Origin of the sequence: uncultured Paraglaciecola sp., assembly GCF_937123705.1 — a bacterium.
In the GTDB taxonomy this organism is placed as follows: Bacteria; Pseudomonadota; Gammaproteobacteria; order Enterobacterales; family Alteromonadaceae; genus Paraglaciecola.
Genome location: NZ_CAKZKO010000177.1, coordinates 19,192 through 41,978 on the forward strand (window position 1 = coordinate 19,192; position 22,787 = coordinate 41,978).

General features: G+C 43.0%; 16 protein-coding genes and 1 riboswitch. Of the genes, 3 read left to right on the forward strand and 13 right to left on the reverse strand.

Annotated features, from left to right (window positions below):
• Positions 1 to 313: 313 nt before the first annotated feature.
• On the reverse strand, positions 314 to 2,557 hold the full coding sequence (locus tag Q0688_RS22635) for a TonB-dependent receptor (protein ID WP_299082710.1): 2,244 nt from the start codon (positions 2,555 to 2,557) through the stop codon (positions 314 to 316).
• A 236-nt stretch (positions 2,558 to 2,793) separates the two neighbouring features.
• Positions 2,794 to 4,224, reverse strand: coding sequence for a TonB-dependent receptor (locus Q0688_RS22640; protein WP_299082712.1), 1,431 nt, complete (start codon positions 4,222 to 4,224; stop codon positions 2,794 to 2,796).
• Positions 4,225 to 4,461: 237 nt separating this feature from the next.
• On the opposite strand from Q0688_RS22640, the gene Q0688_RS22645 reads away from it, so the two are divergent.
• Positions 4,462 to 5,232: a sulfite exporter TauE/SafE family protein gene (locus tag Q0688_RS22645; RefSeq protein ID WP_299082714.1), complete on the forward strand. Its 771-nt coding sequence runs from the start codon at positions 4,462 to 4,464 to the stop codon at positions 5,230 to 5,232.
• 5 nt (positions 5,233 to 5,237) lie between these two features.
• Here Q0688_RS22645 and Q0688_RS22650 read toward each other — a convergent pair whose 3' ends face one another.
• The 5 genes from Q0688_RS22650 to Q0688_RS22670 form a co-directional block, all read right to left on the reverse strand.
• Entirely contained in the window at positions 5,238 to 6,443 is a 1,206-nt protein-coding gene (locus Q0688_RS22650) for a BCCT family transporter (protein WP_299082716.1), read from the reverse strand.
• Between the two features lie 68 nt (positions 6,444 to 6,511).
• Positions 6,512 to 8,188, reverse strand: coding sequence for a choline dehydrogenase (gene betA, locus Q0688_RS22655; RefSeq protein ID WP_299082718.1), 1,677 nt, complete (start codon positions 8,186 to 8,188; stop codon positions 6,512 to 6,514).
• A 9-nt stretch (positions 8,189 to 8,197) separates the two neighbouring features.
• Entirely contained in the window at positions 8,198 to 9,676 is a 1,479-nt protein-coding gene (gene betB, locus Q0688_RS22660) for a betaine-aldehyde dehydrogenase (protein WP_299082720.1), read from the reverse strand.
• Between the two features lie 169 nt (positions 9,677 to 9,845).
• Complete coding sequence (locus Q0688_RS22665) at positions 9,846 to 11,312, reverse strand: cadherin repeat domain-containing protein (RefSeq protein ID WP_299082722.1); 1,467 nt, start codon at positions 11,310 to 11,312, stop codon at positions 9,846 to 9,848.
• A complete protein-coding gene (locus tag Q0688_RS22670) occupies positions 11,313 to 13,328 on the reverse strand; it encodes a TonB-dependent siderophore receptor (RefSeq protein WP_299082724.1) in 2,016 nt (671 codons plus the stop codon). It lies immediately after the preceding gene.
• A 103-nt stretch (positions 13,329 to 13,431) separates the two neighbouring features.
• A riboswitch (cobalamin riboswitch) is annotated at positions 13,432 to 13,592 on the reverse strand.
• A gap of 213 nt (positions 13,593 to 13,805) precedes the next feature.
• Here Q0688_RS22670 and Q0688_RS22675 point away from each other — a divergent pair.
• Positions 13,806 to 14,534 (forward strand): ABC transporter substrate-binding protein, encoded by a 729-nt coding sequence (locus Q0688_RS22675; protein WP_299082726.1) that lies wholly within the window; start codon positions 13,806 to 13,808, stop codon positions 14,532 to 14,534.
• Positions 14,535 to 14,601: 67 nt separating this feature from the next.
• Here Q0688_RS22675 and Q0688_RS22680 read toward each other — a convergent pair whose 3' ends face one another.
• The gene (locus tag Q0688_RS22680) at positions 14,602 to 15,342 is read right to left on the reverse strand and encodes a DUF5020 family protein (protein WP_299082728.1); all 741 of its coding nucleotides are present in this window, start codon (positions 15,340 to 15,342) and stop codon (positions 14,602 to 14,604) included.
• A 495-nt stretch (positions 15,343 to 15,837) separates the two neighbouring features.
• Complete coding sequence (locus tag Q0688_RS22685) at positions 15,838 to 16,581, reverse strand: ABC transporter substrate-binding protein (RefSeq protein ID WP_299082730.1); 744 nt, start codon at positions 16,579 to 16,581, stop codon at positions 15,838 to 15,840.
• A gap of 497 nt (positions 16,582 to 17,078) precedes the next feature.
• Here Q0688_RS22685 and Q0688_RS22690 point away from each other — a divergent pair, with 497 nt between their 5' ends.
• The gene (locus tag Q0688_RS22690) at positions 17,079 to 18,023 is read left to right on the forward strand and encodes an alpha/beta hydrolase (RefSeq protein WP_299082732.1); all 945 of its coding nucleotides are present in this window, start codon (positions 17,079 to 17,081) and stop codon (positions 18,021 to 18,023) included.
• Between the two features lie 27 nt (positions 18,024 to 18,050).
• On the opposite strand, the gene Q0688_RS22695 is transcribed toward Q0688_RS22690, so the two are convergent.
• From Q0688_RS22695 to Q0688_RS22710, 4 genes are all read right to left on the reverse strand, one after another.
• Complete coding sequence (locus Q0688_RS22695) at positions 18,051 to 20,276, reverse strand: alpha-ketoacid dehydrogenase subunit alpha/beta (protein ID WP_299082734.1); 2,226 nt, start codon at positions 20,274 to 20,276, stop codon at positions 18,051 to 18,053.
• A 168-nt stretch (positions 20,277 to 20,444) separates the two neighbouring features.
• Positions 20,445 to 21,290 (reverse strand): cobalamin-binding protein, encoded by an 846-nt coding sequence (locus Q0688_RS22700; protein WP_367179829.1) that lies wholly within the window; start codon positions 21,288 to 21,290, stop codon positions 20,445 to 20,447.
• 29 nt (positions 21,291 to 21,319) lie between these two features.
• The gene (gene cobO, locus Q0688_RS22705; RefSeq protein ID WP_299082736.1) at positions 21,320 to 21,922 is read right to left on the reverse strand and encodes a cob(I)yrinic acid a,c-diamide adenosyltransferase; all 603 of its coding nucleotides are present in this window, start codon (positions 21,920 to 21,922) and stop codon (positions 21,320 to 21,322) included.
• Between the two features lie 20 nt (positions 21,923 to 21,942).
• Positions 21,943 to 22,787 (reverse strand): iron ABC transporter permease (locus Q0688_RS22710; protein ID WP_299082738.1); only part of this gene is annotated, 845 nt, incomplete at its 5' end.

Consider the following 22,787-nt stretch of genomic DNA (forward strand, 5'->3'; position numbering starts at 1 on the left):
TCCCGATAACAGCATTCGGGAACGACATTGGTTGTTTTCTTGGGGGAAGTCGTCCTCGCGTATGCGGGGACCCAGTGACTTTTTTAGCTCGCAGCTCGAAATTCGAAGCTAGCAACTCTCGTAAAAAAGTCACTGGGTTCCCGATAACAGCATTCGGGAACGACATTGGTTGTTTTCTCGGGGGAAGTCGTCCTCGCGTATGCGGGGACCCAGTGACTTTATCTTTTAGCTAGCAGTTCGAAACTCGAAGCTAGCAACTCCCTTAAAAAAGTCACTGGGTTGCCTATAACAGCAGGGCTTTTTTTACGCTTATTTAATACAGCCCAAACCTTTTGGTAAAACTAAGGCTAAGCATACGCGGTGCACCTTGGATATAAGATGCGTACCCGAAAGATGAACCTGTGTTACCCGCATCCATTATGTAATCTTTGTCTAGTAGGTTAGTCGCCGACAACGTCACATCCCAGCTATCGTCTGGAGCGGCGACACCTAGTCGTAGGTTTACCAGTTCAACGGCTTCTTCTTGATAGTTATTGGCAATGTCAAAGAACACAGATGATCGATAAGTAAAACTACCCGAGCTAAAGAAATTAAGGTTGCCATCTAATTCTGTTTTGTAGATATAACTGATTGCTCCTGAAGTTTCAGGCTGTAGGCGGAACTGATTCCCGGCATATTGGCCGTTAGAGTCTTGGTCGTCGATACCCGCATCAATGAGTGCAATATTCGCCATTATGGTCAAATCATCAGTCATATCCCAGGTTAGCTCAGCTTCCATGCCAATATTATTGGCCGCACCGGCATTGGTGGTTTCAGCTAATCCTGTTTCACCATCAAATATGGTGACCTGAAAATTTTGATAGTCTTGATAAAAGACAGAAGCTGAGTAACGTAGCCCAGTATCATTGTCGGCCCCTTTAAGGCCCGCTTCGTAGTTGTTAATTTTTTCGGCCGGTATCACATTTTTTGCGCCGCTGGTCATATCAACGATTTGTGAGCGTTGCCCTTTAGATATGGTTGCATAGGCGTTTAATTTGTCATTAATAGTGTAAAGCGCATTAAAACGAGGTAACACTACAGAGTCATCTTCTTCACCGGAGAAGACAATACCATTTCCAGCTACCGAGCCAGCCAGAATATTTACCGACTGACCAACTGTCATAGAGACTAACGAAGAAATCGGAAGATCCTGCACGGCTGTAGCCTTACGAGATTCATCAACAACTCGTACACCAGCGGTTAATTCTAGATTTTTGGTGGTAGCGTAGGATATATCGGCATAGATACTGGCGCTGCTATTGTTTGCTGTGTTGGTAATATACATGCCTTGATAAGGTAAAGACGTGGCTTGGCCTTGGGTCAATAGCGTTGTGCTTTGTACATTACAGCCATCAATACCTAATGATAATAAATTACCAGTACAGCTTAAAAACAAGCCTTCTTCGGTGGTAAAAGGGACATTTTGCGTGCCATCTTCAGAAAAATAACTGGCACCGACAAATCCATTTAACTTCTCTTGCGAAAAGTTGAGGCGGACTTCATGGGATTGTTGATCGCCGTAGGCTTCTTCGGCAAAGTTTAAAAATTCGTATTCAGTACCGTCTGCATCGAAAGCTTCTAATGAATCATAATCTCGGTATGCACCTATGTAGGTTAAACTAAAGGTGTCATTCATATCCCAGCTTAGTGAGGCGTTTAAATCACTGACTTTACGGTCAACGCCCAAATCAGGCATGCCCAAGTTATTGGTGTCGGGTACGCTAAATTTTCCATCATCGCTAGAAACCACGGCCGAACTTGCAAATGCAGTACCCGGATCTTTAGCTTCATCATGGTTATAAATTAAGTCTAGGCTCAGGTCTTCATTAGGTGTAAACCGTAAACTGGCACGATAGGCAAAACGATCAAAACCGTTAAGATCATGTTCTGCATTGTTTTTAACATAGCCATCTCGCTCTTTTTTGACTAGGGCAAAACGACCTTGCAGCATTTCACTACCACCCGTTATCATAGCTTCGGTGTGAAGTAGGCCATAATTACCCGCTGCCAGCTTCACTTTGCCAGAAAATTCTTGCTCGGGCTTAGCGGTAATAAAACTCATAGCTCCTATTGAAGCGGCAGTGCCAAATAAGGTCGCTTGCGGCCCCTTAACCACCTCGATACGCTCCATATCATAGGTTTCAAAATAGGATCCACGGGAGCGTGAAACGTCTGTGCCATTTAAGTACACTGATACTCTCGCCGCTGCATTGGTTGAACCATCATCAGAGGTGATCCCGCGAATCACATAGCCATTATTATTAATGCTTTGCTGTTGCACTATAAGCCCAGGAATAAAATCAGATAATTGGTCAAATTGCTCAATACCTAAATCTTCAAGGGTATCTGAGTTGATAGCACTCACGGTAATGGGAACGTCCTGAATTGACTGCACTCGTTTTTGTGCGGTGATAGTAATGCTCTCGGTTTCATTCGATGCCTCTTCAGCATGAGAAGAAAAAGCAGCACTAATTAATATTGCCAATGTAGAAAACTTTAAAGGATGTGTATGGATCATATGTTCTCGTCTTTATTGAATGGTAAATTTTTTAGGCGAGTACTTTTACATGACTAAATGACATAAAAACGTACTTAAGGTGACATTTTTGTGACATGTGGTTGGTTATTCGTTCAGAACTTAGATTGACTCAAATAGCTTGTCTAGCTTCACACTTTAAATATATCTGTAGCTGAAAAAAAGGGCACAAAACTCAAGGTTTTATGCCCTTTTAAATTCAACTAAATGAGTGAATATTAGCCGCGATAACCAAAAAATTTATTTTTTATAATTTCATCAGCTATGCCTTCGGGGAGACTTTGTTGCCAGTCACCTTTGCCGCTTGCCAGTTGTTTTAGTAGCTTGCGTGAGTAGATATTAAATAGCAAAGGATCACTACATTCTATGCCATGTAAAAAGCCGTTTTCTAACAAGTGGCGGTACAAGAAGCGTAAGTGTTCGGGCACTTTTACATCGGTAAATTCCGTTAGTTTGCCATCTTCGTCCATTTCTGGATAAATAAATAATCGCGTGTTGTCGGGAAACAATTTACCAAAGCCTTCTAAAATTCCTCCTTCTACGCCGCGGTAAAAGTTTTCATCAAAAATTTGTCTCAGGTTAACCATGCCCAACACAATACCAATTTGTAATTGAGTAAACTGACGGAAGTAGGCTCGAAGTGAAAAGTATCGGGTGTAATCCGACACCATCACATTGTAGCCAAGAGAATTAAGCAGTTGTACCCGAGCAACTATATCGCTTTCTGGCACTTTGGCATCGTTACCGTGAGCATCATTGAGTGATATTTCAGCTATGGCTATGGTGTTTTCAGGATCGACTCCAGGCAAGGCTGAAAAAGAGTTTTGCCCTTGTTCTATCATATCCACATTGAGTTTAGTCACGGGTTTAAATGAGCCGCGAATGGTGAGGATGTTCTTTTTGTACAACATCTCGGCTGGTACACCTACAGAGCCATCAGGTTTAAACATAATGGCGCGAGTTTTCCAGCTACGGATAAGGTGGATATTTTTTACTCTGTTGTCGGCATCTTCAAAGTAGGGGCCTTCAAATTCTATTGAATCAATCTCAATACGATTGGCTTTCATGCCATCGGTAAGTGAATCAATGATTTGCTTAGGGTTTTCAAAATAATGATAAGCCGCATAAATGAGGTTAACACCCAATACACCTAAGGCTTGTTGCTGCGCTTCGGCATTGTCGTCTAACATTCTCACATGAACAGTAATATTCGACGGCTTGGCGCCAGGGTACATTTGCACTCTTATGCCACACCATGCATGGCATTCGTTTTTGCGGTTAAAGCTTTTAGCCGCTACTGTGGCTGCATAGGCAAAATATCGAGACGACTTAGAACGAGTATCTCCTACTCTGTCTACTACTAGATCAAATTCCTGATCCATCATGGCTTTTACCCGTGCTTTACTCACATAGCGACGGTCTTCTTGTACGCCATAAATAGCATCTGAAAACTTCATGTCGTAAGCCGACATCGTTTTGGCTATGGTGCCTGCTGCCGCGCCCGCTAAGAAAAATTGCCTAGCGACTTCTTGGCCAGCGCCAATTTCTACAATAGTGCCGTACTTCTTTTCATCAAGGTTAAGCCGCAGTGCTTTTTGAGTCGTTGAGCGAGAGCTCACACTGTTACGTGATTCGGTGTTTTTATCCATGATTTCTCCAAAAGAAGGTACAAAAAGGTGATCTGTCTATTGTAGCCTTTTTTTGGCAGCGCATTAAGTCTATTTTTTCCATTGCGCGCAGACTAATTGTTTGAAAAGGTTAATGAAAAGTTAAATTTTGAGATAGTACTTCGATGATAATACAGCGCCATAAAATAGGCGTTGGTTTGTAGAATTCCAAAGGGTAGGATTACCTTAAGAAAGGGTAATAATGACAGGTTAAAAACAGTGTTTGAATGGATGTTACTTTTTAGTGCTGGGCTGTTGGGTGGAGTGCTGAACTCGGTAGCCGGTGGCGGCAGTTTTATTACTTTCCCAGCACTGCTGGCGGTGGGTGTTACGCCACTCAGTGCTAATGCGACTAACACTTTTGCCTCTTGTGCGGGTTACCTCAGTGGCACTTACGCCTTTAAAGAAGAGCTGGCGGCACACAAAAAAACGCTACCTTTGATTATTTTGGTTAGCCTTTTAGGGGGAATTTTAGGGGCTTGGCTGTTGATCCACACACCCGAATCGAAGTTTCGAGAGGCCATACCTTGGTTATTGCTGTTTGCTACCCTGTTATTCATAGCAGGCGAAAAAATCAATACTTCGCTCACTAGGCTAACCGCACGCCGCCGCCATGCCAAGCGTTTAGGAGTGGTGTTGTTACTGTTGTTGTTATTGAGTATTTGCATTTATGGCGGTTTTTTTAACGCGGGTCTAGGCATTATCACCCTTAGTTACCTTGCGCTGGCGGGATATACCAATATCAATGCCATGAACGGCTTAAAATTACTTATTTCGACGGCTGTGTCGCTTATTGCCATAGCGATATTTATCCACGACGGCATGATTGCGTGGACACAAGGCCTAGCCGTTATGATGGGGACCTTGCTTGGTGGTTATATTGCCGCCCATGTATCAAAAAACCTATCGCCGCAACACCTAAGAATCTTTGTTATTCTTATTAGTTGCGGCATGACGCTTTACTTTTTTGCTGATACCTATTGGCAGTAAAGAGGTTAACTAGCCTCAAAGCTCTGAATGTTTTCTTTGGGGCTGCTGTTGATTTGCCTTAACGTGCTGAAGTGTTTAACACAAATATATGCCAAACAGCTAAACATCAATCCAATCACTACCGCGCCTACCCATTGGATCTGTAAAAAATCTAGGGTGAACAATAAAATAAGGCCACTTAAGATCACCAGGTTTCCCACAAAGTAGGGCGTGATACCCATACGGTTGACGGTAAGATTTAAGTTGTCGGTGTACAGCCTTATCAATGAGTCCAATGAATTCACCACAAACAATATGCCCACAGTCACCATTAAACCATTTAGCCAAGGGGCAATGCTTATCCCGTTAAGGTGGGTGTAGTATAAGCCTACAAACCAAACCGCAATGGGAATAGATGGGAACACTAGCATCGCCAAAAATACTTGATAGGTGCGTAACCCGCCCACAAATCGTGCGGTAAATTGGCCAATCATAATACTCCATGCAAACCACCAGTATAGGTAGAACTCATGGTAGTCGTTTAAGGGTAAAACAAACTGATGAATATTGGCAAAGTAGCCATTTAACAAAGCGAACGTTTGTAAAAATTCACTAGGATTGCCCTTTTCAGAAAACATGGAAGATATCCACACTAAGCCTATCAAAGCAAAAAATAACCAGGTGCTAGACAAGCTAAGTAGCCGCAAATATCGCAGGTGAGTGCTCGAATAGATAGCAGCAGAAATAACTACTAACACTATCAAATAAAAGCTAGAGGTCAGCGCGCCTTCGTCGGCGAGTTGCGGAATATACCAAGGCAAGTTTTTTAGTAATAAATAGGCGGTAAATGCACAGGTGCCGATGATCACTAAGTTGTTGATAAACTTAATAATAGGAATGGAGAAAAACTGTACTTTGGGCTCGATAATACAAAAATAAAAGCAGGTTAAAAAATAGAATCCCCAGATCAAAAACGCCCAATAACCAAATTCAATTGCCAGTGGGTTAGTAAATGCATACTCCGGGCTGGTGGCAATATCGGCGTAGCCTGCAAACTCGGTTAGCGGGAACATGATCAGCCCCACGTCTAATCCAGAGGTAAACAAGATAGCGATAAAAGTGAATGTGCTCACAGGGGTGACGCCAATACAGCGCACATTTCCCCACTTAACTAAGATGCAAGCGATGCAAAAAAATGTGAATAGAATACCTGCTGATAACCAAAGTGTCATAGCAGTACCTTAAAACCTTCATCAGAGAAATATGTGATGATTGCTCCTTTGTTATTGTTTAATCGTTTCTAGCGTTTAGCTTGACCGGCTCGTTGTTGTGTTTGCCATTGTTGATCCCCAGTGACTGGCACTGTTTCGGGTGGCAAGGCATGGCCTTTTATTAAGTCGGCGGCGCGTTCAGCTAGCATGATAGTTGGGGCATTTAAGTTACCATTTGGGATAGTCGGAAAAATCGACGAGTCCACAACGCGTAAACCTTGAATACCTTGTACTTTTGTTTGTGGGTCAACCACAGACAATTCATCCGTCCCCATCTTACACGAACAACTAGGGTGATAGGCACTTTCTACTGACTCGCGTACAAAAGCATCGATTTCGTCATTGTTTTGAATATGCGTGCCGGGTTGGATTTCTTCACCTCGGTATTCATCTAAAGCCGGTTGGTTGATGATTTCGCGGGTTAACCTTACGCAGTCTCTAAAGCCCTGAATATCATCTTGATGTTGCAAATAGTTAAAGGTGATCTCGGGTGCCACTTCTGGCTTGGAAGATACGAGTTTAACGCTGCCTCGGCTCTTAGGTTTGTTGTGACCAATATGCACCTGAAAACCATGTCCTGCAAAGGCTTCTTTACCATCGTAACGCATGGCGGCGGGTAAAAAGTGATATTGTAAGTCAGGCCATTCAACCCCCGCTTTGGAGCGAATAAACCCGCAAGATTCAAAATGATTGGTTGAACCTAAGCCGTCTTTCTTTAAGATCCAGCGCACCCCTATATTCAGTTTACTCCACCAATCTAACTTGCCATTGATGGTAATAGGTTGGGTACATTTGAACTGAAAATAAAATTCTAAATGGTCTTGTAGATTTTCACCCACACCATTTAATTCATGTTTACATTCAATGCCAGCTGACTCTAGAACCTCTTTATTGCCAATGCCAGAAAGTTGCAGCAAGTGCGGTGAGCCAATGGAGCCGGCGCTTAAAATCACTTCTTTATTTACTTTTACATCGTGCAACTTATTTTTACGCTTAAAGCGCACACCCACAGCGGTTTTGTCTTCAAGCAGCACTTTATGCACTAACGCATGGGTTACCACAGTTAAGTTATTTCGCTGCATGGCAGGGCGTAAGTATGCGTTTGAGGTAGATGCACGGCGGCCATTTTTGACTGTCATATGCATAGCACCAAACCCTTCTTGCTGCTGGCCGTTGTAATCATCGGTGGCAAAGTATCCGGCATCGACACCGGCATCCACAAAAGCTTTGTAAAGTGGGTTTTGCATATTATTGCCGTTGTTGACCCCAAGTGGGCCAGTATCTCCACGATAGTCATCACCGCCAAAGGCCCAAGTTTCGGCCTTTTTAAAATAAGGTAGGCAATGGGCGTAATCCCAATCGGTTGCACCGCTTTGTTGCCATTCATCAAAGTCTTTGGCATGACCACGCACGTACACCATGCCGTTGATGGAAGACGATCCACCTAGCACTTTACCTCTGGGGCAGTGCATTTGGCGGTTATTTAAATAAGGTTCAGGCTGAGTTTCAAACTGCCAAGCGTATTTTTTGGTGTTCATAGGGATAGACAAAGCCGTGGGCATTTGGATAAAAATACTTTTATCACTGCCACCTGTTTCGAGCAGTAAAACCGACACAGATGGGTCTTCTGATAAGCGGTTGGCCAGTACACAACCTGCTGAGCCTGCGCCTATGATGATGTAATCGTATGCTGCTTGAATATTCATAATATGACTCTAAAAAGGGCTATCTAAAGGCGTTAATCCCACGTACACCGACTTTAACTGAGTGTATTGTTTCAGTGTGGCTAAACCGTTTTCGCGACCTATGCCCGATTGTTTATAACCGCCCACTGGCATTTCTACGGGCGATAAACCATAACTGTTGATCCAGCATATGCCAGCCTGCATTTGATGAATAACGCGGTGGGCGCGGGTGATGTCTTGGGTAAATACTCCAGCGGCTAAGCCAAGGTGAGTGTTGTTGGCGCGAGCCACCACTTCGTCCTCATTTTCAAAGGTGAGCACCGCCATCACCGGGCCAAATATTTCTTCGCGGCAAATGCTCATATTGTCTGTGCAATCGGTGAACACAGTGGGCGCAACAAAGTAGCCGTCTGGCGCGTCTTTGGGTTGTAATGCTATACCGCCACATAACAAAGTGGCGCCTTCGGTTTGGCCTTTTTCTATGTAGCCAAGCACTAACTCTTGATGTTTCTTCGAAATTAACGCGCCAAAGTTGGTGTCTGGGTGCATAGGATCGCCAGCGATGATATTGGCTTTGATTCGGCTATGTAATTTTTCAATAAATGCAGGGTAAATGTCTTTTTGCACAAATACGCGGGTGGCGTTGGTGCAAATTTCACCCTGAGTATAAAAATTACCAAGCATAGCGGCAGATACGGCGTTATCGATGTCGGCATCATCAAAGATAATCAGAGGCGATTTACCGCCCAATTCCATAGTCACTTCTTTAAGTGAACCCGCTGCTGCGGCCATGACTTTTTTACCTGTGCCTACTTCGCCGGTAAAAGAGACCTTGGCAATATCTTCATGATGACTGAGCCAGGCGCCTACAGCACCATCACCTTGAATAACGTTAAATACACCAGCAGGAAGACCGGCTTCAAAGAGTATTTCAGCCAGCTTTAACGCGCCTAAAGGCGTTTCTTCAGAAGGTTTAAATATCATGGCATTACCACACGCAAGGGCGGGCGCGGCTTTCCAGCAGGCTATTTGTAGCGGGTAATTCCACGCGCCTATGCCGGCACATACGCCCAGCGGTTCGGGGCGGGTGTAATAAAAATCTTCACCTACTTGCTGCTGATTGCCTTCGATTGCGGGGGCAAGGCCTGCAAAAAATTCGATAGCATCGGCGCCCGATACTATGTCCACTACGCTGGCTTCTTGCCAAGGTTTGCCAGTGTCTAATACTTCAATTTTGGCGAGTTCGTCATTACGTTCACGCAGCAGGGCTACCGCTTTTAATAAAATACGGCTGCGTTCAATGCCACTCATTTTTGCCCAAATTGCAAAACCTTGTTGGGCACTTTTTAGGGCCGCCTGCTTGACTGAATCATCTGCCACTTCAACTTGGTAAATAACCTGACCCGTTGCAGGGTTGATAACATCAAAGGTTTCACCGTTTTGGTTAGCTAAATACTGCCCATTTACGAAATTTTGATAACAAGGAAGGGGATGTTTGGATGACGTCATTAATAAACTCACGAATTTGTATAGTTTGGCTAGCGCATGCACTGTGCCTACTATTTGATTGTCATTTAACCTAGGTTAGATGTAAAAAGGCCCTGTTATTTTACAGGGCCAAATATTTGAATTCAGTTAGATTAACTATATTAGCAAGTTAGCAGACACTTTTTTAGGGTTATTGTCCAATAAAACGAATGACACTTGGATTTAGCTGAGTTTCTAGACGCGTCACTACAGGTGTATTCGTCTCTGTATCCAAAATTTCCACACCCGGTGCCGCATCTTCAGTCACACTGACCCACAAAAATCCAGCAGCATCAACATCGATAAAGCTTATGCTATCGGTATCAAGTACAGCTTCATCACTTATTTCACCTGTTGTAGGATTGAATTGATAAAGGGTAGAAGCTTCGCGGTACGGGTCAAAAAATGTTGCGTTGGCATAAAAGTATGCTTTCTCGGCAGAAACAAAAGCGGCAGATTGAATATACTGGGTGCTGTTATCCGTAATATCGGCTGCACTTAATACTGTACTTACAGTGTAGTTATGGCTATCTACTGCTTCTATCATGCTTTGTTCTACTGTTATGGCTGAATATGAATTGCGGCTGGTGATATACACTTTGTCTGCTAACGCTCTGACGCTGTGCTCTAGAGGATTTAGCCCCATTAACGGAATTCCCATCAGATCATCTGTTGTATCTGCGTTGGTCTCTATTTCGCTATCAGTTGCAGTGTCAAATACCGCCAAATAAACGGGGTTAGAGCTGTTGTAGGCATCGTCTAAACGCTGCATCACCACAAAAAGTTTACCATTATTAATCACCGCCGCCGCAGGGCTAGGGGTATTGGCTGAGTTGTTTGCAGGTACATAAGGGGATAAATCTAATTCGCCTATTTTAAAATCTTCAAAATTTGCGGCTTGAGGGTTCACGACCCAAATTTTGTCTGAACCATAACGAAGCAAATAGGCTTTTTCTGCGCTGAGTGAAACTAGCGTGTAGGGGTTACGGCTGGTGGAGTCTCCATCATCTTGGGTCGAATAAGACCACACTTGAGTGGTGGCATCATCTGATAAATATTGACTGATGGTATCGATGAAAAAGCGGCCAATGTGAAACACAGTGTTTGCAAATACATTCACGCTGTAATCAGACTGAGTTTTGGCATAATAGCCATCATCTACAGTTTGTGAGGCGGCATCTAAATAGGCCACTTGAGAGCTTGAAAAATCGGCGGCTAAGGTTTGTACCACGGCCAATGCAGGGGTATCTAACTCATCGCCCACATTCACTGTAACATCGACTGAGTCCGTCAAACCTTCTGCATCTGTTACTGTCACCGTTATGGTGTATGGCCCGGTATCGCCATTGTCAAAATCAGGAGCGTTTATAAATGCCACTGCACCGCTATTGTCAATGACAAAAAGTTGTTGGTCTTGCCCTGCAATGCTGTACGTTAATGCTTCACCGTCGTCTGTTGCAGTATATTGACCAAGGAGGGTGGTATTTTCAGCGACAGTCACCGATACGTTTCCCGATAAGGCCGGTGCTTGGTTGTCATCACCGCCACAGCCGCTCAGCAGAGATAAGGTGCTAATTAGGCTTAGTGACAGCGCGTTTTTTCTGAAGGTTGTGAACATTTAAATGCCTTGTATTGATAGTTTAAATTGAATGTTTCGCCCTTGAGCGGGGCGGTTCGCTAAATCTTGATATTGTTGGTCAAAGAGGTTGTTTACACTTAAGTTGAAGCCATATATTCCGCTTGTGTAGCCGAGCTTAATATCTATTAAGCGCCGTTGGGCGGGTTTACCTGCTTGGCCATTGGTAGATGCAAAAATATTAGCGCGGTTAAAATATAAGTTCTTGTCTAATGCGCTGCGCAGCTGCACTTTCCATTGTGGGTTAATCTGGTAATGGGCCGACAAGCTATATTGCTGGTGATAAATGCCGGGTAACTTTTTATCGTTGAAAGATTTAATATCTGAGCGGGTTTGGCTATCGATAATATTACTTTGTAACGTAAAATTTAGCTTGGGCGTTACCGCGACTTTTGTCTCAAATTCAAAGCCTAGTAGCTTGGCATCGCTAACATTTTTATAGGCGCCTACGCCGCTACTATTAAAAATGGCGACTATGGCATTGTCTGATTGTTGCTGATAAACCGTGGCGTTGATGGAATAGTCCATTTCTGCGAATTTATTATGATAAACAGTACCTACACTGAGGGTTTTAGCTTGTTCAGGTAATAACTCACTGCTGCCTTTAAACAAACCTCTGTCGCCAAATAACTCAAATAAGGTAGGAGTACGTACGCCCTTGCTGGCAATCAATTCGGTTTTTACATATTGCCCTTGGTACACCACGCCTAGCTCTTGGGTGTGGTGAGTGTGTTTGTTATAAAATGCAGGTGCGTCTGCTTGATTGACTGGGCTGTTTTCATTCTTTTCTTGTAGCTGGGTTACAAAAGAATAAGCCGAAAATGGTCCGTCATTTTGCTGCCATTGCAATCGCGAACCAATCAGTACTTGGACTTGCTGGGCAACGACATCGCAGCGACTAATACCATTGCAAACAATTGGGCCGTTTCTATCAAAGCTAAGTGACGCAAATTGTTGTTTGTTCCACTCTAAAGATGGACTCACCGCTACATCACCATACTGCGAATCAAATACTAGCGATGTATTAAGCGCTGCATGGGTTTTAGTGGTGTCGTAGTGGGCATCTAGACGTTTTATGTCGGCAAGAATATCCAAATATTGTTCTGACTTATCTTCTTGGTACAGCTCAAATTCAAGGTTGTCTAGCCATGTGAGTTCGCTGTCAATACTGTGGCGATAACCCACTCGCCAGGTATCAGATGCGAGGCTAGCGCTATTTTCTGGGGTATTATTTTGGTAATTAGGTAGGGCTTTTTGTTGCTGATTATATTGAGCAGTAATACGAATTTTGTGATGTTCTAAAAACAGCTGATTATTCAGATAAACGTTCTTTTTCTCAAATTGGTTATTGCTTAATGGCTCAGTGCTGGACTGGTTGCTGTTAGTAAAACTTTGCGGCACAAGGTAGTCGTAATTATTATCGGTTGTTAAGTAACTGCCGCCCAAAGCCAGATTATTTGCTGCGAATGCTTTGTTATACACAACATTAACTTCTTGGTGGTTAAATGAACCCAGCGCAAGGCTGAGTTTTAACTGGTCTTGACTGGGGTTGTAGGTGTTTATTCTGATCACGCCACCAATGGGCGTCGAGCCTGATCCCAAGGCCTGATTTTTGCTGATTTCTATGCTTTGGATTTGTTCTGTGGGAATTTGGTTTAGATCAAAGCCTCCAAACTGACTTTCGTTAACCAACTGACCGTCAATATATAACTGCACTTGTTTACTACTTGAACCACGGATTGAGACCGACACCGGATTACCCAAACCGCCGATTTGACGAATTTGTAGACCATTCACGGCTTGTAGAATATCCGCTAGGGTTTGTGCAGAGTGAACAAAATCTTGGCGGGATAATAGCTGATAACTGCTAGACAACTGCGATTTTTGCTCATATACCGTCAGCACTTCTATCGACTCATCTGCAGGCTCGCTGGCGTCTACCCCAGTTGGGTAAAATAAATATGTGAGTAAAAATATAAAGCGTTTATGAAAAAGCATTGTTGCCTCAAAAACGAGGACAGCAGGAATGACGAAACATTATCTACATGCCAAGGCACCTAAGAGTCAATGTCTCAATACAATTCCTAGCGCCCACCGCACTAAATTCATGTTATTGACAGGCCGGTCTCCGGGCTTAACTGATATTCAGTATCACCGTTGCGGGGGCAGCGTTAGAATCTTGCACTAACTTCCCGATTATCTCTTATTGTCCAATGGGATAAATATCCGATTGAACAGAGCACCTGAGCAATTTACGTCGCAAGTTTGCGGATGTTCGCCAATGATGTCAATGCAATGAGTTGTTCTAAGCTATGTCTAAAAATATCGGTATGATGTATTACTCTATAAGTAATGGCTGTTACGTCGTAAGCCTAAGCTGTATATTGTTGATATTATTAACACAAGTTTGATTAGTAGGGGGCTTTTGAGCGTGTCTCTGAAGCTAAAGCTAGATATAAATTGGAACCCAATATAATGGTTGTTATAAATCGTATTGTTTGGCTGTTATTGCTTTCTTTTTCAATCCAAGCACAGCAGACACTTACAATCGTCTCAAGCGTTGACAAGCCCCCTTATATTTTGCAAAAAGAAAATAGCGGGTTTGAAATTGAACTCGTTCAAGCTGTTATTCAAGGTATGGGGAAATCGGCTGAGATTCATTATGAAAATTATGGTCGGACCGCAAAAATGTTTGAGGTGCAAGGCATAGATGCCATTATGACCGCTAGCCAAAAAGTATTCACTGATACTTCTGTTTTAACCTTGCCTTACATTAATTACCAAAATGTGGCGATTTCGTTAGCAGAAAACAACCTAAAAATAGAGAAAGTTGCCGATCTAGCAGGCTATAGTATGGTGAGTTTTCAACTTGCAGATAAAGTTTTAGGGCAAGCGTTTTTAAAGGCCGCAATGTCTAGCCCTATGTATGCGCAAATGGGCGATCAATCAAAACAGCCTGGCATGTTATTTAGAAAACGAACGGATGTTCTGGTGATGGATAAAATGATTTTTTACGCTATGTTGAAGCAGTCTGATTGGGCAGGCCAAATTGATAAGGTGAAAATACACCCTATATTTCCCGTAACTGCCTATTCAATGGCTTTTAAAGATAAGCAAAACGTCAGCTTATTTAATGCTGAATTAATCAAATTTTTGGCGTCAAATGACTATATGGAATTAAGAAAAAAGTACGACTTCGACTAGTCTATGCTGGGGCTTGGCTCATGAGTTATAACAGGTCATTGGCGGTTTTTACACCGCCAACATTTTCTTAAAAATGCCATTTAACAATAAGGTTAAGGTTAGACTCATCGGTTTCGAATTCAGGGCTGTCTTCGATTCCGTATTTATTTAACCAATACACATATTCCACACCTAGATACAGTTTGTTCGACAAACCTAACGCTTTACCCATTGACCATTTTAATTGTGACGTGAAATTCATACTGCTGCTTTGATCATCAGTGCTGTTAAACCAGTCGATAAAACCATCATAGGTAAAGTCCTGTTCGGCCATTTTAAAAGGCAGGGCCCAAGCGGTCGTCAGCTGCCAGTTGTTTTTAACACTGTCATTTTGACGTCTTAAGAAGTTAAGCTGCAAAAATTGAAATTGCGGCACATTCAAGTCGAGTCCTACACCGTACAAAAAGTTTGTGGCGCCGCTAGACATTTCGACAGTTGTTGAGACTAACACATCTTTAATTAAGCCATTAGACACGCAATATTCGGCCACTTTGCATAAACTGATTCTGGGTGACCACTCGGCATAGTTTGAACGGCTACCGTCGTCGCCACGCAAGTGATCGAGAAACATAAAACTATCACCCCAGCTAGTGCCGGCCACATGTTCGAAGGTAAGGATTTGTTGATCTTTATGATCAACCTTATAATCGCCGCCATTTAGATAAGAGACACTAAAGTCTTGCCAAAACACTTCGGCAGCAGTGGAAACAGAAAAACTAGCCGAAAAACAAAGCACTACCCAGTTTATTAATATTGATTTTTTTAACAAGATCCCACTACCCTTATGGTTAAATCTAATGAAATTGCAACTAAGTGCAGAATCACCTGAATAATTATTGGGCGCAAGTTTGAGGATGTTTCAGATTAAAGTCAATGCAGCAAGGATTTAGGCCAATTTAATACCAATTCATCCTAACAATTAGTCACTCAGAGAACACCAGCGACTTTCATTCGAGCGCCTTGATTAGGTGCTTTTAAATCTCGCTGAGTGATCAATTGTTAGGATGGATTGGTATAACATCTTGTTTTGTTATGACCGAATCGCCTTAGTGCTCTGAATATGCTGGTATAAGATTAAATCTAAGTCTCCATACCGACGGGTGCTGGATTGTCAGTATGAGTGGATATGAATTCTAAACTTAGTGGTTTTCTTTTACTTATTGCGCTGCTGCAAGATGCTTCGGAATCCGCTAAAGAAGACACATTCAGATATTTTAAACCAGTCTAACCTAAGAATTGATGGTGTTGTTAGGGTGGGTTGCTACTAATACTGGCTAATAGGTTGATTAACTATCTCTTGATAAACGCCAGATTGTTTGATTTTTTGTAAACCAAGATCGAGCATTTCGCAGTAGTATTTGGCTTTCGGATGCGAGGGATTAAACACAACAGCGTTTTGTATGGGGTAAGGCTTTATATCTTTGGCTTTGATCAATAATCCTTGGTCAATGTTTAATTTTGAGCTGTGGTATTCGACTACTTTTTCCATCATTAAACCTGCATTTACTCGTCCAAGTAACATCATTCTAATTAGGTGTTGATCAGACTGGACTTGCTGCTTGTGGCTGTTGGATTCTTTCATTATGGGTGGATAGTAATACCCATTAACTTGGCCTAATACTAATAGTGGATTATTGATATCGCTTATCTGCGTGACAGAAACAGGACTATCTTTGTGATAATAAAACTGTAATGCACCCACATAAATAGGTTGTTTGCCATAAAGTAAATGGGGGTAATTCTCATCGTTAAGCTTGGAATTAAGCCCGCCCAAACCTTTACCTTGATCAAGCGTGCGCATTAAGCGAGCAAAAGGCATGACTTCATATTGAACGTCAATATCCATGGATTGGTATGCGGCGGCGACTAATCGATTGGAAAGTCCATCGCCGGTTTGGGTAGAAAAGGGATAGAAGTTATCTTCCGCATACAAGGTAATCTGCTCCGCAGTGACATCACTGCTAAGCCCCCAAAATATTAAAAAACCTATTATCTTGAAGTTGAGCATTATTTTTGTTGTTTTCCTTCACTAAAAAAGGGTTCACTATGATTTAAGACAATTTGTCTTAAATCAATTTTGTACGTGTGTCTTTGGTATGTGTCAAGAAATAGCTGACTTTTAGTACTAAATTGGTTGCGGTGAATATTACATTTACTGCCTGAGGCATCTAATACCAATTCATCCTAACAATTGATCACTCAGCGAGATTTAAAAGCACCTAATCAAGGCGCTCGAATGAAGGAATAGTTATTCTATTGTAAGTTCGGGCAACGCAGAGTAGGTGCTTTTAAACCTCGCCCAAAGGGAGAACACCAGCGACTTTCACTCTTCGTTCTAGCCCTTTGAAAGGGGGCGGCCATTCCTGCAGGACTACGCCTCGATTGAAAGTCGCTGGTGTTCTCTGAGTGACTAATTGTTAGGATGAATTGGTATAATCATTCTCTAAAGCAGTCATTAGCCAGCTTTGGTATTCTAACGGCGAAGCTATTTTTAGGAGTGTGTCAGTGATATTTCGAAGGTATATGTGGTTATTTATCGCGCTTTTATCGAGCTGCGGCGCGGACTATCAATTTTCAGAACAATTACGAGCGAAAGAACGCCAGTTGCCTTTGTATGCCAAGCAGATCTCAGGTGCATTAGTTACCGAAGACTTAGAGTTTATCAATAACCTAGATGATCCCAATAGGTTTATCGAAGATGTAACTTTTCCAAAGATAAGGGGGTACTTCCCTAGGGCAGACTCAGCCACAGATTCGGCGGTAATCATCCTTCCAGGTGGCGGTTATAAAGGCTTATCTATCGACTGGGAGGGAATTCAAGTCGCCAAGCGGCTTAATCAAATAGGTGTCACAGCTTTTGTGTTGAAATATCGTATTCCAATGGATAAAACCATGGTGAACAAAAGTATTGGTCCATTACAAGATGTGCAACAAGCCATTAATTTAGTGCGTAGTAATAGCCAGCAGTGGGGACTTAACACCAGTAAAATAGGGGTGCTTGGTTTTTCAGCTGGTGGGCATTTGGCTGCATCAGCTGCGGTGCATTTTAATCAGGCCGTGGATCCAGCGATGAAAGGCAAAAATCTGCGGCCTGATTTTCAAATCTTAGTGTATCCGGTGATTAGTTTTGATCAGGAAATTACCCATAAAGGCTCGCGCCAAAATCTAATTGGGGCTAATCCGACGCCTGAATCGATTCGCTACTTTTCAACAGAATTACAGGTTACCTCTAAGTCTCCTCAAGCCTTTATTGTACATGCAGGTGACGATAAACTTGTGCCAGTTGCCAACTCAATACGTTATTACCAAGCGTTGCATCAGCATCAAGTCCCAACTCAGCTTTTGTTATTACCTGATGGTGGACACGGCTTTGGCCTAAATAATTCATATGATTGGTTTGCCTCTCTAGCCGAGTGGATGGACAATGCTGGCTTAATGAGCAAACAGTAAGTTTTCTTGCAGAAAACTATTCGGTATTTATCCCGAGTTCGGGTTATTTAGCATGTTTTTAGCCTGTTCGACTATAAGTTCGCACGAGGGCAACACTTGATAACTCGCAGTCCCGAGGGGGATAAAGCTGTCGTGAGCGGTAATACGCTCGATTTTTCGGTTCAGATAGTCTGGGTCGTGCTCCATCATTAAAGTAAGCAACGCCTCGCTAATGGAGCCTGTTTGGCGGCATTCGTCCACTATTAATACCTGTTTAATATCCCCTACCGCTTTGATTATGGCGGCTTCGTCTAGTGGGGCAAGCCAACGTAAGTCAATGACTGTGCAGTTAATTCCCGCATCAGCGAGTATTTTTTCGGCTTGGCGACTTAAATAATAACCATTGCCGTAGCTGACCATACATATATCTTTGCCTTGGCCATAACTTCCTAATTGCCCTAGTTTAATAGGGTTGGCGGTACTGGGCGGCTGATAATCAAATGACCAAAGGGTGTCACCTTCTTGGTGTAGATCTTTTTTCATATAGAGCGCAATAGGCTCGATAAAAATCACTACTCGCTGTTCTTCTTGGGCTAAACGCACCGATTCACGGAGCATGTCTACGGCATCGGCACCATTTGATGGACACGCAATAATTAACCCCGGAATATCACGAAATACCGCAAAAGAGTTATCGTTATGAAAATGCCCGCCAAAGCCTTTTTGATAAGCCAAACCTGCAATACGGATCACCATAGGGTTAGTGAATTGACCGTTTGAGAAAAAAGGTAGGGTTGCTGCTTCGCCGCGAATTTGATCTTCGGCATTATGCACATAAGCCAAAAATTGAATTTCTGGCATAGGCAAAAAGCCATTGTGGGCTAAGCCTATGGCCATTCCTAAAATGGATTGTTCATCTAATAAAGTATTGATGATCCGCTGCGGGCCAAACTTGTCTGATAACTTACTGGTAACATTGTAAACCCCGCCTTTTTTGCCAATATCTTCACCACACATCACGATATTTTGCTGTTCGGCCATTAAGTCGATCATGGCCCAATTTATTAATTTGGCGAGGTGTTGTTTCTTAGGTAGGTTGTGTTTTTCATGACTAAATAGTGATTCTCGTTCAGCCTTGGATACTTTATTTTGATAAACCTTGTTTACCTTAGGTGGCACAATACTTTGTTTGATTTTCGCCGCGCTGGTTAATTTGGGCTTAGTGATCACCTGTTGGCTGATAGATTCAATGTTTTGAGCTACTTCATTATATAAATCAATTATTTGTGAGCCTGACATGCAGTTATGTTTTAACAATATTGCCGCGCTAAACAGTAATGGATCATGAGCTTCGGTGTCTTCAATGTAGGCTTTGCTGCGATAAGTAAATTCAGAATCTGACCCCGCATGACCCAATAAACGCACAGTGCGCATATGTAAAAACACCGGTTTACGCTGTATTCTGGCAATATCTACCGCTTGTTGGGTTTTGTGATAAGTGTCGAGTAAATCTAATCCGTCGCATTGGATATAATGGATCCCTGCACGGTGTTCAAAATTGGCCTGCACCCAGCCTTTTGGGGTGGCAGTGGAGATCCCAATACCGTTGTCTTCACAGATAAACACAATTGGCATGGGCACTGACTGAAATGCAGCCCATGCAGCCGCATTAATGGCACCTTGTGCGGTGGAATGATTCGACGAGGCATCGCCAAAATTGCACATCACTACGCCGTCTTTTTCTAACACATTATCGACTTTTACTTTGCGCGATAAACTAATGCTAAAAGCTGTGCCAACTGCCTTGGGTAAGTGCGAGGCAATAGTGCTGGTTTGCGGAGGAATAAATAGGGTTTTACTGCCTAATACCTTATGCCTGCCGCCAGAAATAGGATCTTCCGACGATGCCGCAAAGCTCAACAACATATCGTACAAAGGGTTTTGATCTGGCACTTGCTTCGAACGCTGGATCACAAAAGCGCCACTTCGATAGTGTAAAAAAGCCATATCATTGGGACGAAAAGCCAGAGCACATGCAGCGTTACCCTCGTGGCCGGCACTGCCAATAGTATAAAAACTCTGACCTTGTTTTTGCATCACCCGTGATTGAAAGTCGAGGTGGCGACTCATCACTTGTGATTCAAATAAATCGATTAATTGGGTATTCGACAAGCCCACATTTGTGGGAGTGAATGAAGAATTGACAGTGGGTAATGAATCAGACTCTATGGCCTCTATAATTTGTTGTTTAACCTTGATATTACGATCTTGCATTATGCCTTTTGCCTTAAATCTACTTCGAGGATTGGGTATATTTTCCGATTTTTATTCGGTTTAAAAACAGTGCCTGCAAATCATAAGCATTATTTAGGCAAAGGAATAATACTAATAAACTTAATTTTTCAGGGTTTTTGCCCCTAGCCGATATAAGCGATTATGCAATCAATTTTGTTGCTGATAAAACTGTCGAGCAACATTTACTTGGTCACACAATATTTTTATTTCGTCCAGCATTCGGGTAGTCATGCGATGCACTTTGTCGGCATCGGGATGCAGGATGAAGTTGTTCTTTACTGCCGGAATGTGAGGCCATTGTGACCAAGGTAAACTGTCAGGGTCGCCCTTTGTGCTTTTGCTTGGTTGGATCACTACTTGCGGTAACGTGACTAGTACTTGCTCTAGTCCCACATTTGGGTAATCGTCTTTTGCATCTGCAAAAGGGTTTATTCCACCACACAATTCAATCTGTTGCTGTGGCCATGAATTTTGCGCTACGGTGCGAATAGGGCGCGACCATAACTCATAAAACACCTTTATTTTCTGTTGGTTTGCGTAGTGTTGTTGCATAAAGGCAAGCTTAGCTAAATATTGCTCTGCTAAGGTGTTTGCTTGCTGGCTTCTGCCCGTTAGTTTTCCTAGCATTTGTAATTCTGTGGCGACATCTTCTAGGTTTTGAGGATTGGAATACACCACTTTGAGTTGATACTTTTCAAGTCTTGCAAGGTCATCGGCTGGGTTGCCCGTTTTCCATGCAACGATTATATCTGGTTTAAGTTGCAGAATTTTTTCGATTTGTAACCTTGCGTAATTGCCAACAACCAATAGGTCTTTTGCGGCTGCGGGGTAGTCAGAATGAGCCGTAGTCGCAATGATTTGATCTCCTGCGCCAATTGCATAAAGAGATTCAACAATATGAGGTGCTAAGGCAATTATCCGCAATTTTTGTCTGTGGGTTTCATGAGTTTCGCTTGCAGCGGTGTTATTCACCCAACTGATATTAATCAGCAATAGGAGCAAAAGCCTAAGTTGCAGTATTCTCACCAATCTATGCCTTGTTGCGCTTGAATGCCGTTGTCGAAAGCATGTTTAACTGACCTCACTTCGCTTACCGTATCAGCCATATCCATGATGGCGCGATGACAGGCACGGCCAGTAATTATCACATGTTGATCTTTAGGCCTTGCAGTGAGTGCGCCTATGACCTCGTCTAAGTCGAGGTATTTGTAACTCAGCATATAGGTGATTTCGTCGAGTAACACCAGATCGATACTTGGATCATTAAGTAAGGACTTACTATGCGACCATGCAGCTATGGCGGCCTTTTTGTCGGTCTCTTGGTCTTGGGTTTCCCATGTGAAACCTGTGCCCATTACATGAAAATTCACCCCGTTTTTCTCGAGTAAATTACGTTCGCCGCACTCCCAGCCGCCTTTTACGTATTGCACCACTGCGGCCGTTAATCCATGGCCTACAGCGCGCGCCACAGTGCCAAAACCAGAGGTGGACTTGCCCTTGCCATTGCCAGTGACCACTAACAACAAACCTTTATCTTGGGTGGCGGCTTTGATGCGTTCATCGACTTTGGCCTTTTGTTGTTGCATGCGCGCTTTATGTTTCGCTTTATTTTCTGTATCTGTCATTTTTGATTCCTGCGTTTTTATCAAAGGCGTCTTTGGTTCATTGCCACTAAAAAGAATACGCTACCCAATGCAGCGGTAATAATGCCGATAGGGATTTCTTGACTGTCTATTGCAACGCGAGCTATCACATCCACCCACACCATAAAACAGCCACCGAGTAGCACACATCCGATTGTGATTACTCGGCTTGTGACCCCTAAATACGCCCGTACCATATGAGGGATCATCAAACCCACAAAGCCAATACCACCGCAATAGGCCACAATGCAAGCGGTAAGAGCCGCACAAATTGCTAAGGACAAATACCGTAAACGAGTTACATTTACGCCAAGTGTTTTAGCGTTGTCATCTCCAAGTAATAATGCATCCATATGAGGACCGTAAAGCAGTAAAATGACTACGCTTATCGTTATCACCGGCAATATCACCCAGGCATACCACATTTCGACTCTGGCAAGGCTACCCATCAACCAAAAAATCACTTTATTTGCTGCGAATGGCTCGCCTAAGAACAAAATAAAATGACTTAAAGCGCTGAGCATAAAAGACACTGCAATGCCCGCCAATAACATGTGTTCGGCTTTGCTACCAAATGTTTTTGTCGCCAATATCTGCACCAATACTACTGAGAACAGCGCGCCTAAAAACGCGGCAACAGGTAGCGCCAATGAAAAAGAAACATTTGGGAACAGTTGCATCAGACCAATTTGTTCGGCCAAATTGCTATCAAATAATAATGTCGCCAAACTAGCCCCGAGTCCGGCACCTGACACAATCCCAAACAAGTAGGGATCGGCCAAGCCATTGCGGGTTACATTCTGCAATGTGGCACCGGCTACCGCTAACCCAGCCCCTACTAAAAAAC